This window comes from Rhodococcus sp. IEGM 1305, from assembly GCF_030058635.1.
GTDB classification, from domain to species: Bacteria; Actinomycetota; Actinomycetes; order Mycobacteriales; family Mycobacteriaceae; genus Rhodococcus_F; species Rhodococcus_F opacus_D.
Genome location: NZ_JASHKX010000040.1, coordinates 1 through 13,212 on the forward strand (window position 1 = coordinate 1; position 13,212 = coordinate 13,212).

Consider the following 13,212-nt stretch of genomic DNA (forward strand, 5'->3'; position numbering starts at 1 on the left):
CATGTTCGTCGTCCGCACCGCCGGTCACGTGATCGACGACGCCGTGCTCGGGTCCATCGAGTACGCCGTCGGCGTGCTGAACGTGCCGCTCATCGTCGTGCTCGGTCACGACAGCTGCGGTGCCGTCAAGGCGACGCTCGACGCCCTCGACGACGGCAACGTGCCGCCCGGATTCATCCGCAGCATCGTGGAACGGGTCGCGCCGTCGATCCTCATGGGACGCCGAGAGGGACTCAGCACCGTCGACGAACTCGAGGGCCGCCACGTGGTGGAGACCGGGGCCCTGCTCATGCAGCGGTCGCGCATCATCGCGGAGAAGGTGGAGAGCGGCGCGTGCGCCATCGCGGGTGTCACGTACAAGCTGTCCGACGGTCGCACCCACCTGCAGGGCGCCGTCGGTGACATCGGTGAGCTCACGGACTGACCGCGACACGCCGCACCCGCTGAGCCGTTGCCGCGCGACGCCGAACTACCGTTGACGTCGTGCTGGAACCGAATGGACCGTTGCCCCCCGAGATTTACTGGCGCCGCAGGGCGCTGGCGATCGGCGGCGCCATCGTCGTGTTGCTGCTCGTGGTGTGGTTGATCAACTCACTTCGTGGTGGCAGTGACTCCGAGACGGATCCGGCGGCAGCGAGTTCCTCGTTGACCACTCCTGTGTCGATTTCCCCGACAGCCTCGGGTTCGTCCACGTCCAGTGGCGGATCAGGCGGTTCCGGTGGCGGCGGCGGTGGCGCCGCTGCCGCCGGCGGGGAGGCCTCCTCGGGCACGTCCGGTTCGTCCGGGGCGTCGAGCAGCGGTGCCTCGAGCAGCGCTGCTCCGAGCGGTCAGCCGGTCGCTGCGGGACAGTGCCCGGACCAGTCGCTGGCCATCAAGGTGGCCGCCGACAAGCCGACGTACCTGGCGGGTGAGGAGCCGAGCTTCACGACGGTCGTCACCAACATCGGCACCACACCGTGCGAACGTGATCTGGGCAGCAGCCTCCAGCAGGTGCTCGTCTACACGATCGACGGTGCCGTGCGGCTGTGGTCCAACATCGATTGCTTCCCGCAGTCCGCGGCCGACGTTCGGACCCTCGCGCCCGGCGAGCAAGCTCAGTTCACCGTGAAGTGGTCGGCCAAGACGTCCGCTCCCGACTGCCTGACGCAACCGGAACCCCAGCGCGATCCGGTGGGGCCCGGTGCGTACACCGTGGTCGGCCAGCTCGGTCAGCTCCGCAGCGCGCCGGAGCCGTTCAACCTCAGCTGATCCTCGGTGCGGGGTCGATGCGTGAGCGTCGATCGAATTCCTTGTCGAGGTCGGTGTGCTCGGGGTCGGTGAGCAGCGCCGCGAGGAGGATGCGGGCCTGACCTGCTCTGAGGTCGGTGGAGAACAGTGCACCCGCCGAGACGAGGTCGTGCCCGCCGCCCCCACCGCCGTACGTGGCGGAGGTCGGGCCGTTCGGCACGCGGGTGGTGACCACGACCGGGATCCCGGCGGACGCGCAGTCCCGCACCGCCTCGACGATCGCCGGGTTCGCGTTTCCGGATCCGAGCCCGTCGAGCACCAGCCCCTGGGCCCCGGCGGCTCGGCACGCGTCGATCTGGACGCGGTCGGCCCCTGGATAGGCGGCGACGATGTCGACGCGGGTTCCGGAGATCGGATGCCACGGCAGTGGATCGAGACTTCGCCGCGGGGTGGCACCGGCGGGGTGGACGGATCGAAACGCGTCGAGGGATGTCGTGTCGACCTTCCGCGTACCCGACGCCCGGTGCAGGGCGCCTCCGAACGCGATGATCACACCCGCTCCGCGCAGAGCGGGGTCTGATCCCGCGGCGACCGCGTCGGCCAGATTGGCCTGGGCATCGGATTCCGGGTGGTCGAACGTGCGTTGCGCACCCGTGAACACCACCGGCCGCGGGTCGGCGTGGTGAAGGTCGACCAGGAAAGCGGTCTCCTCCATGGTGTCGGTTCCGTGGAGCACGACTACCGCGTCGAGATCGGGATCGCGCAGTTCCGCGGTGACGGCGTCGCGCACCCGGTCCATATCGGCGAATGTGATGCTCGAACTGTCCTTCGACATCACGTCGACGACACGGAGTTCCGTCCCGGTCCACGCACTGCCCAGCAGGTCCGGGCCGGTGACCACCGGCCTGCTGACACCCTGCCCGTCCCGCCTGCTGGCGATGGTGCCTCCGGTGGTGACGATGGCGACTTTCGGCACTGTTGTCCTCTCTCGCTATCCGGTCGGGCGGTCCGAGGCCAGGGTGCGGATGCGGTTCCGCGCGCCGAACCAGCCGATCACCAACAGTGGAGCGATGATCGCGATGGACCCGACGGTCCAGGTTCCGACGGGGTGATCGAACGCCATCAGTATGACGACGCACGCGAGGAAGGCCAGCGTCAGGAGCCCGGTGTAGGGGGCGCCGAACATCCGGAAACCGGGCCGGGTGAGTTTCCCTTCCTTGGCGAATTTCCACAGTTTCAACTGGCACAGCACGATCACGGCCCAGGCGCTGATGATCCCGAGCGCGGCGAGGTTCAGCACGATCTCGAACGCCTGCGCGGGGACGACGGCGTTGAGTCCGACGCCGAGCAGGATGACGAATCCGGTGAGGGCGATGCCGCCGTACGGCACTCCTGCCTTGTTCATCCGGGCGGCGAACGAGGGCGCGGATCCGGCCATGGCCATCGAGTGCAGAATTCGGCCGGTGGAATACAGGCCCGCGTTGAGCGAGGACAGCGCGGCCGTGAGCACCACGAGGTTCATGATCGCGTCGGCGCCCTGCACGTTGATGGAGCCGAAGAACGTGACGAACGGGCTCTCGCCGGCGTGGTACTCGGTATAGGGGAGCAGCAGCGACAGCAGCAGGACGGACCCGACGTAGAAGACCAGGATCCGGATGATGACCGTGTTGATCGCCTTGGGGATGACCTTCTGTGGGTTCTTCGTCTCGCCCGCAGTGGTTCCCACGAGTTCGATCGAGGCATAGGCGAAGACGACGCCCTGGATCACCACGACGGCGGGCAGGATTCCGTTGGGGAAGAGTCCGCCGTTGTCGGTGATCATGCTGAAGCCCGACGAATGTCCTTCGAGCGGCGTTCCGAACAGTACGAAGTAGATGCCGAAGCCGAGGAACGCGGCGAGAGCGACGACCTTGATGAGGGCGAACCAGAACTCCAGCTCACCGAACACCTTGACGGAGACGAGATTCAGCCCGAGGACCAGTACGACTGCGGCGAGGGCGAAGACCCATTGGTCGACGTTCCCGAGCGGTGCCCAGTACTTCTTGAAGAAGTTCATGTACAGCGCGACGGCGGTGACGTCGACGACTGCCGTCATCGCCCAGTTCATCCAGTACAGCCAGCCTGCGGCGAAGGCCATCTTCTCGCCGAAGAATTCGCGCGAGTACGACACGAACGACCCGGAGGTGGGGCGGTGCATGACGAGTTCGCCCAGCGCCCGCAGGATCAGGAAGGCGAAGAAGCCGCAGAGGGCGTAGACGAGCACGAGTGCGGGGCCGGCCTGCTGGAGGCGTCCGCCCGCGCCCATGAACAGGCCGGTACCGATCGCTCCGCCGATCGCGATCATCTGGATCTGTCTGGGGCCGAGCGCTTTCCGGTAGCCGAGGTCTTCCTCGACGAAGATGTCGGCGCCGGAGGTGTCGTCCTTCTCGATCGTCACGAGACCACCTCCGCGGCAGCGGCGACGGGTGTCTGCCGTGGCGAACCGGTCGCTCTCAAGTTGGCGAGATGCTCGGGGCTGAGGAGGCGGTCGAGTTCTTCACGGTCGAGCAGACCGGCCTCGATCACGAGGTCGGCGACCCTGCGACCGGAGACCAGCGCTTCCTGCGCGATCCGGGTCGAGGCGGTGTAGCCGATGTACGGGTTGAGCGCGGTGACGAGTCCGATGGAGTCCTCGACCCGGGCACGCAGCAGATCGGTGTTGGCCGTGATGCCGAGAACGCAGCGGTCGGCCAGGATCCGGCAGGCTGCGCCGAGGTGGCGCATTCCCTCGGACAGGGAGTGCACGATGATCGGTTCGAACGCATTGAGCTGGAGCTGCCCGGATTCGGCGGCCATCGTGATGGTGACGTCGTTGCCGATGACCTCGTAGGCCACCTGGTTGAGGACTTCCGGGATCACCGGATTGACCTTGCCGGGCATGATCGACGAACCGGCCTGTACCGGTGGGAGATTGATCTCGTTCAGGCCCGCGCGCGGCCCCGACGACAGCAGGCGGAGGTCGTTGCACACCTTCGACAACTTGACCGCGATCCGCTTGAGCACCCCCGAGAGGTGGACGAACTGACCGACATCCTGGGTTGCCTCGACCAGGTCCGTGGCCAGGACGAGGGGGAATCCGGTGAGTCCCCGCAGCGTGTCGCACGCTGCCTCGGCGTAGCCGGCAGGTGCGTTCAGGCCTGTGCCGATCGCGGTGGCGCCGAGGTTGATCTCGTGGACGAGGAGGGCGGCCTCGTCGAGGCGGGTGCGGTCCTCGTCGATCATCACCGAGTAGGTGGCGAACTCCTGGCCGAGCGTCATCGGCACCGCGTCCTGGAGTTGGGTGCGCCCCATCTTCACGGTGTCGGTGAACTCGACCGCCTTGGTCGCGAAGGCCTCCTGCAGGACGCGCATCGCGTCGAGCAGGTCGTCGATCGCGAAGATCGTCGCGATGTTGACCGCGGTGGGGTAGACGTCGTTGGTCGACTGGCTGAGGTTCACGTGCTCGTTGGGATGGAGCTCCGCGTACTCCCCGCGCCCGTGGCCGAGGATCTCGAGTGCCCGGTTGGCGATCACCTCGTTGGCGTTCATGTTGGTCGACGTCCCGGCGCCGCCCTGGATGACGTCGACGACGAACTGCTCGTGCCAGCGGCCGTCGACGATCTCCCGGCACGCCTGCCCGATCGCGTCGGCCCGGCGGTGGTCGAGGATCCCGAGCTTCTCGTTCGCGGTTGCCGCGGCCCATTTGACGTAGGCGAGCCCGCGGATCAGATACGGGTTGGTGGAGATCGGCCGGCCGGTGATGGGGAAGTTCTCCACGGCCCGCAGCGTGTGGATTCCCCAGTAGGAATCCGCAGGCACTTGGCGGTCGCCGAGCAGATCGTGTTCTGTTCGCGTTTCGAGCACTTGATCATTCCTCACGGGGATTCGCGCGAGCCGTTGCTCTGCACGGATGCGGTGGACGGAGTCTGCTGCTCGAAGAGGTAGATTTCTCGGTCGAGCCACCCGGCTATCCACCTGCCAGGCTGTCAGACAGGTGTAATTGTTACCTCGCTCACTTGCGGGCGTCAACCCCGGGGTGTCCCGTATTGACGCTGCGGGTGGGGCGTGAGCAGAATATCCCCATGAACCTGTCAGACAGCTGGGCAGCCAGGCGTCCTGTGACGGCGCGGGTCAGCGCCGCGGAGGCGGTCCTCGCGGATCTTCGTGACGCGATCACGTCGGGTGAGCTGTCGGTCGGTGAACGACTTCCGTCCGAGGCATCCCTCGCGGCGCGGCACGGGGTCAGCCGGTCGGTGATCCGGGAGGCGTTGCGGTCGTGCCATGCGCTCGGGCTCACGGAGACGAAGTCGGGCCTCGGGACGTTCGTCGTCAGCGATTCGATCGCTCGCGACCTCGACTTCGGGAACTACGCGGCCAACGAACTCGTCGAGGCGCGCCCGCACGTGGAGATTCCCGCCGCCGGATGGGCGGCGCAGCGGCACACCGCCGAAGACCTGGCCGCCCTGCGCGGCCTCGTGGACCAGATGCGGGACGAGGACGATCCCCTCGTGTGGGTGTCCCTGGATGCGCAGTTCCACGCGTTCATCGCCCGGACGAGCCGGAACCGCGTGTTCGAATCCGTGATCGTCGATATTCGCGAGGCCCTCACCCGGCAGTCCGAGACGCTGAATCTCGTTGCGGGGCGGCAGCAGAAGTCGAACGACGAGCACGACCGGATCGTGGAGGGCATCGCCTCCGGAAGCTACGACAAGGCCGCCCGCGCCATGGCCGAACACCTGGACGCCGTCCGGGTCGCACTGGAATCCGTGGTCGGAGAAGCAGGCCCGGACCGCCGGCAGTAAGGACGAAGACAAGCCCTAGTCGTACGGCCCCGAGATCGACGTCTCGGCGAGCCGGGACAGGCCCTCGCGGATGTGCCGGGCCCACAGCCCGCCGATCCCCTCCACCGACTGCAGGTCGGCGGCGGTTGCGGCGAGCAGTGACTGCAGCGTCCCGAACGAGCCGACGAGCCGGTGAATCTGGTTGAACTGCAGTCGGGGAACGCGGGTGAGGACGCGGTAGCCGCGAGGACTCATCGGCGCCTCGAGCGCTTCGATGGTGCCCGGATAGCCGAACGCCCGGGCCAGCGTCGTGAGGTCGAGAAGGTCTGCGTCCGTGATCCTGTCGAGCGCGGAGAGCGACTTCGCGACATCCTCGGCCGGCGCCGGGCCGGTGCCGGCCAGGTAGTCGCGCACGATGAGTTCCCTCGCCACGTCGTTGTCGCCGACGAGTTCCTCGAGTTGCAGGGCGAGCTGACGCCCGTCCGTGCCGAGTTCGAGCACGTCCTGCTCGATCTCGACGGACACCCGCCGCACCATCTCCAGTCGCTGCACCACGGTCAGGGCGTCGCGGAGCGTGACGAAATCCTCGATCTCGACCACCGACAGCTGGCGGGTCACCTCGTCGAGCCGCGCCTTGTACCGCTCGAGGGTGGCCACCGCCTGATTGGCACGCGACAGGATCGTGGCGGACCCGTCGATGACGTGCCGGATGCCACCGACGTACACGCTGACGATGCTCATCGACTGGCTGACCGACACCACGGGGTACCCGGTCTGCATGGCCGTCCGCTCGGCGGCGCGGTGACGCGTGCCGGACTCGACGGTCGGGATCTTGTGGTCGGGGACCAGCTGGACGTTGGCGCGCACGATGCGGGACCCGTCGGTGGACAGGACCACGGCGCCGTCCATCTTCGACAGCTCGCGCAGGCGGGTCGGCGCGAACTCCACGTCGAGCTCGAAGCCGCCGTCGCAGATCTCTTCCATCTGCTCGTCGTAGCCGAGGACGATCAGTGCGCCCGTGCGACCGCGCAGAATTCGCTCCAGGCCGTCGCGAAGTGCCGTTCCGGGAGCCAGCCGGGCTATCGTTTCGCGCAGCGCAGACGACGACTCGGCATCGTTCATCGCGCAATACTCCCGCTGAGGTAGACGTCACTTGTCGGGGACCGCCGCGGAAACACGTCCGGACCCGCGTTTAGATTACCTATCCATGAGTAGTACCTGGACTTTGCCCGACGACCTGACCCTGCCCGCACCGGTCGGCAGCTTCCCTGCCGCAGGTCAGCCCGTGCCGCAGCACTGGTCACGGTGCTTCGGGTGCGGCGACCAGTCGCCTGCCGGGATGTCGATGAGCTTCACGGCCGGGGAGGGGCTCGACGTGTGGGGCCGGCTCGAGGTGGCACCCCGCTACCAGGGCGGTCCGGGAGTGATCCACGGGGGCATCCTCTCGACCGCGTTCGACGAGGCGCTGGGCATGGTGTGCCGATCGATCGTCGACGGTCCGGTGGTCACGGGTCATCTCGAGATCGACTTCGCCAGGCCCATCCCGCTGGGTTCGGTCCTCGAATTCCACGCGAACATCGACGGATCGATCCGCCGCAAGGTGTATGCGAGCGCCGAGGCGCGCATCGTCGAGGGGCCGACGGCCGACCCCGACGTGGTGGTGGCGACGTCGCGGGGGCTGTTCCTCACCGTCACCGCCGAGCACTTCGAGAAGACCAAGGATTTCGTGGACGGCGTGCCGGAGCGCCCGTTCGGCACGTCGTCGATCTGAACGACACCTCGATCCGACCGTCACCGCAGTGACGCGATGGCGGCCCCCAGGTTCCCGACCTCGGTGACCTTCATGCCCTTCGGGGCCGCCCCGGAGTCGAGGGGAACGATGGCGCGGGTGAATCCGAGGCGGAATGCCTCCGCGAGCCTGCGCCCGACGCCGGGTACCCGGCGGACCTCGCCGGCCAGTCCCACTTCGCCGAGGATCACCAGTCCATCCGGAACGGGCTTGTCCTTCACCGCGGACGCGACGGCGAGGGCCAGCGCGAGATCGGCGGACGGTTCGGTCATCCGCATTCCGCCGACGGTGGCCGCGTAGACGTCGTTCTTCGCGATCGGCACCCCGCACCGGCGGTCGAGCACGGCCAGGACCATGGCCACGCGGGCGCTGTCGAGCCCGCTCACGGCACGCCGGGGTGCGGGCATGGACGTGGCGGCCACGAGGGCCTGCACCTCGCCGAGGAGGGGACGTTTGCCGTCCATCATGACGGTGACGGCGGTTCCGGGAACGGCCTCGGCACGGTGGTGGAGGAACAGTCCGGACGGGTCGCTGATGCCGGCGATGCCGTCTTCCCGCAGTTCGAAGCAACCGACCTCGTCGGCGGCGCCGAAACGGTTCTTGACGCCGCGCACCATCCGCAGCGTGGAGTGCTTGTCGCCCTCGAAGTGCAGCACCACGTCGACGAGATGCTCGAGCGACCGTGGTCCGGCGACCGCGCCGTCCTTGGTGACGTGGCCGATGAGGAGCACCGGCACGCCGCTTGCCTTCGCGAGGGAGGTGAGGGCGCTGGTGACCGCCTTCACCTGGGTGACTCCGCCGACCACGCCGTCGACGTCCGCGGCCAGCATGGTCTGCACCGAGTCGACGATCAGCAGGGTGGGACGCACCTGCTCGACGTGGCCGAGGATGGTCGCGAGGTCGGATTCGGCGGCGAGGTAGACCCGCTCGTGGACGGCGCCGGTGCGGTCGGCGCGCAGTCGCACCTGCCCGGCGGATTCCTCACCGGTGACGTAGAGGGAACGGTCGTCCGGGCCGCGGCGGGCCCACTGATGGACCACCTCGAGGAGGAGGGTGGACTTGCCGACGCCGGGTTCGCCGGCGAGGAGAACGACGGAACCGGGCACCACGCCGCCGCCGAGAACACGGTCCAGTTCGTCGATGCCCGTGGGCTTGGCGCGGGTGGACGTGCTGTCGATCCGCGTGATCGGAGTGGCCGGGGTGGACGGAAGTACCGCTCCGGCCCCGGCTTTCGCGAGCGAGGCGCCGGGGCGGCTCGCGACGGACGCGACGATCGGGGCCTCGTCCATCGATCCCCAGCTACCGCACTCGGGGCACCGGCCGACCCATTTGGGAACCGTGCACTGGCACGACGAGCAGCGGAAGCTGGTTTTGAGTTTGGCCACCGGGCCAGCCTAGGTATCGGGTCCGACAGCGGACCCGATCCGGCTGCTAGTGTCCGCCGCCCTCGGCTTCGGATCCGGGCGACGTGTCGGAGACGTGGCGCTCGGTCTCGTGGCCGGCGTCGACGGGAACGGACACGGTGACGTCGCCGGCCTTCTCGAACGCGAACGTGACGGGGAAGGTGAGGCCCGGGCGGACGCCCTCCTTCAGGCCGTCCAGGGTGACGAGGACGACGTCGGCCGGTGCGTCGGCACTGGCGTCCTTCTGGCCCGCGGCCTCCGCGCCCTCAGCGGCTTCCTCGCCCGGCAGTCCGGCGACGAGCGCGGTCTGCGGAGCGATCTCGAGGCCGCCCGCCTTGTCGCCGAGGGTGACGGACTGCGCGAAGTCGGTGCTGATCCGGGTCAGCTTGTCCGGGGTGTCCTCGTTGTTGTTGATCGCGGTGAACGCGAGGACGGCGTTGCCGCCCGGCTCGAGGCTGTACTCGGCGGAGTTGGGGTAGACCACGTGCACGTTCCGCAGGGCGATCGACCCGACGTCCGCGCTGTTGCCGTTGACCGCGGCGACCTGACTCGACGTCTGAGTGATCTGGCCCGCGCTGCAGGCGGACAGCACGAGTGCTGCGCCGGCAGCGAGAGCGACGGCGGTAGCGACTCGGCGAGTCGACTTGTCGAGAGCAGTCACGAGTTGTCCTCCGGTGTCAGGTTCGCACTTCAACTAGGCAGAGTAGTAGTTCGTCCGCGTGGCCTGCTCGCTGGGTACTCACAATGGTTGTCTGCGTGCGGTTTCGGCGCTGGAGAACCGCCCGATCGGGGTGTCCGGAATGCACGTATCGGGGACCCTGTCAACCCCTACGGTCAGGCCATGATGCCCCTGACCTGCACCGTTGATGCGACCAGCTTCCGGACACGTGTTAAACTCGAATGATCGAAAGGGGCACGGGACAGATGATTTTTAAGGTCGGAGACACCGTCGTATACCCCCATCACGGTGCGGCGCTGATCGAAGCAATTGAAACCCGCACCATCAAGGGTGAGCAGAAGGAATATCTCGTTCTCAAGGTTGCTCAGGGCGATCTCACCGTACGGGTTCCCGCAGACAACGCAGAGTACGTGGGCGTACGCGACGTCGTCGGCCAGGAAGGTCTCGACAAGGTCTTCCAGGTACTGCGGGCACCGCACACCGAAGAACCCACCAACTGGTCACGCCGCTACAAGGCGAATCTCGAAAAGCTCGCGTCAGGTGACGTCAACAAGGTCGCCGAGGTCGTTCGGGACCTGTGGCGTCGTGAGCAGGATCGCGGCCTGTCCGCAGGAGAGAAGCGCATGCTCGCGAAGGCGCGGCAGATTCTTGTCGGCGAGCTTGCACTGGCCGAAGGCACCGACAGCGACAAGGCCGAGACCATCCTCGACGAGGTCCTCGCGGCCGCGTCCTAGACAGTCGCGATACACACAGTGGCCGACGGAAAAGGTCCTGTAGTCGCGCTGGTTCCCGCCGCAGGTCAGGGAGTGCGTTTGGGCGAGAACAAGCCCAAGGCATTCGTTGATCTGGGTGGGACGACCATGCTGACACGCGCGGTCGACGGGCTCCTGCAGTCGGGGGCTGTCGACCGCGTCGTCGTGATCGTTCCGGAGGAGCTCGTCGAGTCGACGCGAACCCTCCTTCCCGGTGAGGTCACCGTCGTGGCCGGCGGCAGTGAGCGGACCGATTCGGTTCGCGCCGGACTCGCCGTCGCGGACGACGCAGAATATGTGCTCGTCCACGACGCCGCCCGTGCGCTCACGCCACCGTCGCTCATCGCGCGGGTGGTCGCGGAGCTGCGGTGCGGCCGCAACGCGGTCATCCCCGTCCTGCCGGTGACGGACACCATCAAGACCGTCGACGTTCTCGGCGCGGTCACCGGCACCCCCGAACGGTCCGAACTGCGGGCCGTGCAGACGCCGCAGGGTTTCACCGCGGAACTGCTCCGGCGCGCCTACGCCGCCGCCGACGGCATCGCCACCGACGACGCCGGCCTGGTGGAGCGCCTCGGGGAACGGGTGCGCAGCATCGTCGGAGAACCCACAGCATTCAAGATCACCACGCCGCTGGACCTCGTGCTGGCCCGCGCGCTGGTGGAAGAGGGAGCGCACTAGTGCGAGTCGGAATCGGGACGGACGTCCACCCGATCGAGCAGGGACGGCCGTGCTGGATGGCCGGCCTGCTGTTCGAGGACGAGAACGGCTGCGCGGGTCACTCCGACGGCGACGTGGCCGTTCACGCACTCTGCGACGCTCTGCTCTCCGCCGCCGGACTCGGCGATCTCGGCTCCGTCTTCGGAACCGGGCGGCCCGAGTGGTCCGGGGTGAGCGGTGCCGCGATGCTCGCCGAGGTACGCCGTCTCCTCGACGAGGACGACTTCGACGTCGCCAACGCCGCGGTCCAGGTGATCGGGAACCGGCCGAAGATCGGCCCACGCCGAAACGAGGCGCAGAAGGTGCTGAGCGACATTCTGGGCGCGCCGGTTTCGGTGTCCGCGACCACCACGGACGGGCTCGGGCTCACCGGGCGCGGCGAGGGGATCGCCGCCATGGCCACCGCGTTGGTCATTCCCGGTCGAAGCGCCAGGTAGGATCGCTGGTCGTGACCCTGCGCCTATTCGACACCGAGACGCGGGCCTTGCGTGACTTCGTTCCGCTGGCCCCTGGACACGCATCGGTGTACCTGTGTGGCGCCACGGTGCAGGGCGACCCCCATATCGGCCACGTACGCAGCGGCGTCGCATTCGACGTGCTGCGGCGGTGGCTGCTCGCCCACGACTACGACGTGGCGTTCGTCCGCAACGTCACGGACATCGAAGACAAGATCCTGAACAAGGCTGCGGAGGCGGGCAGGCCGTGGTGGGAGTGGGCCGCCACGTTCGAGCGGTCCTTCACCTGGGCTTATCAGCAGCTGGGCGTGCTGCCGCCGTCCATCGAGCCGCGGGCCACCGGGCACGTCACGCAGATGGTCGAGATGATGCAGCGCCTCATCGACAACGGCCACGCGTACGCGGCGGGCGGGGACGTCTACTTCGACGTCCGCAGCTACCCCCGGTACGGCAGCCTGTCGGGGCACAAGCTCGACGACGTCCACCAGGGCGAGAGCGCAGGCGAATGCAAGCGCGATCCCCGCGACTTCACGCTGTGGAAGGCGGAGAAGCCGGGCGAGCCGTCGTGGCCGACGCCGTGGGGCCGGGGCCGTCCGGGTTGGCACCTCGAATGCTCCGCGATGGCCGAGTTCTACCTCGGCGCCGCGTTCGACATCCACTGCGGTGGTCTGGACCTGGTGTTCCCGCACCACGAGAACGAGATCGCGCAGGCCAAGTGCGCCGGCGACGACTTCGCGCAGTACTGGCTGCACAACGGTTGGGTCACCATGGGTGGCGAGAAGATGTCGAAGTCGCTCGGCAACGTTCTCTCGGTGCCGAACGTGCTGAAAAAGGTTCGCCCGCAAGAGCTTCGGTACTACCTGGGCAGTGCCCACTACCGATCGATGCTCGAATACTCCGACACCGCGCTCGACGAGGGGGCCGCGGCGTTCCGTCGGATCGAGTCGTTCGTCCTGCGTACGCAGGAGCGTGCCGGGGAGGTTCCGGTCGGCCTGTGGACCGAGGCGTTCGCTCGCGCGCTCGACGACGACCTCGCCGTCCCCGCCGCGCTCGCCGAGGTACACGGCAAGGTCCGCGAGGGCAACATCGCGCTCGATGGTGGAGACCTCGAGGGTGCGCGCGAGATCGCGTCGCAGGTCCGGGCCATGCTCGGAATCCTCGGCGTCGACCCGCTGGACGAGCACTGGACTCAGGAGACCGCGGACGCGTCCGCGGCAACCGATGCCCTGGACGTTCTGGTCCGGGCCGAACTCGAGCGCAGGCAGAGTGCCCGCGCCGAGAAGAACTGGGCTGTGGCCGACGAGGTGCGTGACCGTCTCATCCGGGCGGGCATCGAGGTCACCGATACCCCCAACGGGCCCGAGTGGTCTCTCAAGGCAGGACAGTAG

Annotated in this window: 14 protein-coding genes; 8 read left to right on the forward strand and 6 right to left on the reverse strand. The window is 67.9% G+C overall.

Annotated elements, in window-relative coordinates; genetic code table 11:
* Positions 1–424, forward strand: a 424-nt coding sequence (locus tag QM693_RS31715) for a carbonic anhydrase (RefSeq protein ID WP_283354312.1), incomplete at its 5' end; no start/stop codon positions are given.
* A 59-nt stretch (positions 425–483) separates the two neighbouring features.
* The gene (locus QM693_RS31720; protein ID WP_283334946.1) at positions 484–1,248 is read left to right on the forward strand and encodes a hypothetical protein; all 765 of its coding nucleotides are present in this window, start codon (positions 484–486) and stop codon (positions 1,246–1,248) included.
* On the opposite strand, the gene QM693_RS31725 is transcribed toward QM693_RS31720, so the two are convergent.
* The 3 genes from QM693_RS31725 to QM693_RS31735 are packed head-to-tail and all read right to left on the reverse strand — an operon-like array spanning position 1,241 to position 5,109.
* Positions 1,241–2,203, reverse strand: coding sequence for an asparaginase (locus tag QM693_RS31725; RefSeq protein ID WP_283334945.1), 963 nt, complete (start codon positions 2,201–2,203; stop codon positions 1,241–1,243). The genes QM693_RS31720 and QM693_RS31725 overlap by 8 nt on opposite strands.
* A gap of 15 nt (positions 2,204–2,218) precedes the next feature.
* On the reverse strand, positions 2,219–3,664 hold the full coding sequence (locus QM693_RS31730; protein WP_280779097.1) for an amino acid permease: 1,446 nt from the start codon (positions 3,662–3,664) through the stop codon (positions 2,219–2,221).
* Positions 3,661–5,109, reverse strand: a complete 1,449-nt coding sequence (locus tag QM693_RS31735) for an aspartate ammonia-lyase (protein ID WP_283354313.1) — start codon at positions 5,107–5,109, stop codon at positions 3,661–3,663. Before QM693_RS31735 ends, QM693_RS31730 begins: the two co-directional genes overlap by 4 nt.
* Positions 5,110–5,327: 218 nt before the next feature.
* Between QM693_RS31735 and QM693_RS31740 the strand changes: the two genes are divergently transcribed.
* The gene (locus tag QM693_RS31740; RefSeq protein ID WP_009477521.1) at positions 5,328–6,047 is read left to right on the forward strand and encodes a FadR/GntR family transcriptional regulator; all 720 of its coding nucleotides are present in this window, start codon (positions 5,328–5,330) and stop codon (positions 6,045–6,047) included.
* 15 nt (positions 6,048–6,062) lie between these two features.
* On the opposite strand, the gene disA is transcribed toward QM693_RS31740, so the two are convergent.
* A complete protein-coding gene (gene disA / locus QM693_RS31745) occupies positions 6,063–7,148 on the reverse strand; it encodes a DNA integrity scanning diadenylate cyclase DisA (RefSeq protein WP_009477522.1) in 1,086 nt (361 codons plus the stop codon).
* A gap of 85 nt (positions 7,149–7,233) precedes the next feature.
* Here disA and QM693_RS31750 point away from each other — a divergent pair, with 85 nt between their 5' ends.
* Complete coding sequence (locus QM693_RS31750; protein WP_283334942.1) at positions 7,234–7,797, forward strand: PaaI family thioesterase; 564 nt, start codon at positions 7,234–7,236, stop codon at positions 7,795–7,797.
* Positions 7,798–7,817: 20 nt separating this feature from the next.
* Here QM693_RS31750 and radA read toward each other — a convergent pair whose 3' ends face one another.
* Both radA and QM693_RS31760 read right to left on the reverse strand, forming a co-directional pair.
* Positions 7,818–9,200: a DNA repair protein RadA gene (radA, locus tag QM693_RS31755; RefSeq protein ID WP_280779094.1), complete on the reverse strand. Its 1,383-nt coding sequence runs from the start codon at positions 9,198–9,200 to the stop codon at positions 7,818–7,820.
* Positions 9,201–9,246: 46 nt separating this feature from the next.
* Positions 9,247–9,879, reverse strand: a complete 633-nt coding sequence (locus QM693_RS31760; RefSeq protein ID WP_247252192.1) for a copper chaperone PCu(A)C domain-containing protein — start codon at positions 9,877–9,879, stop codon at positions 9,247–9,249.
* Positions 9,880–10,142: 263 nt separating this feature from the next.
* Here QM693_RS31760 and carD point away from each other — a divergent pair, with 263 nt between their 5' ends.
* From carD to cysS, 4 genes are read left to right on the forward strand one after another with little or no spacing between them, the layout of a single operon-like run.
* Positions 10,143–10,631: an RNA polymerase-binding transcription factor CarD gene (carD, locus tag QM693_RS31765; RefSeq protein WP_005262216.1), complete on the forward strand. Its 489-nt coding sequence runs from the start codon at positions 10,143–10,145 to the stop codon at positions 10,629–10,631.
* Positions 10,632–10,649: 18 nt separating this feature from the next.
* On the forward strand, positions 10,650–11,330 hold the full coding sequence (gene ispD, locus QM693_RS31770) for a 2-C-methyl-D-erythritol 4-phosphate cytidylyltransferase (RefSeq protein ID WP_280779090.1): 681 nt from the start codon (positions 10,650–10,652) through the stop codon (positions 11,328–11,330).
* Positions 11,330–11,806 (forward strand): 2-C-methyl-D-erythritol 2,4-cyclodiphosphate synthase, encoded by a 477-nt coding sequence (gene ispF, locus QM693_RS31775; RefSeq protein ID WP_105419436.1) that lies wholly within the window; start codon positions 11,330–11,332, stop codon positions 11,804–11,806. Before ispD ends, ispF begins: the two co-directional genes overlap by 1 nt.
* A gap of 11 nt (positions 11,807–11,817) precedes the next feature.
* Positions 11,818–13,212 carry a cysteine--tRNA ligase gene (gene cysS / locus QM693_RS31780; RefSeq protein ID WP_280779089.1) on the forward strand — a complete coding sequence of 465 codons (1,395 nt, stop codon included), beginning with the start codon at positions 11,818–11,820 and terminating at the stop codon, positions 13,210–13,212.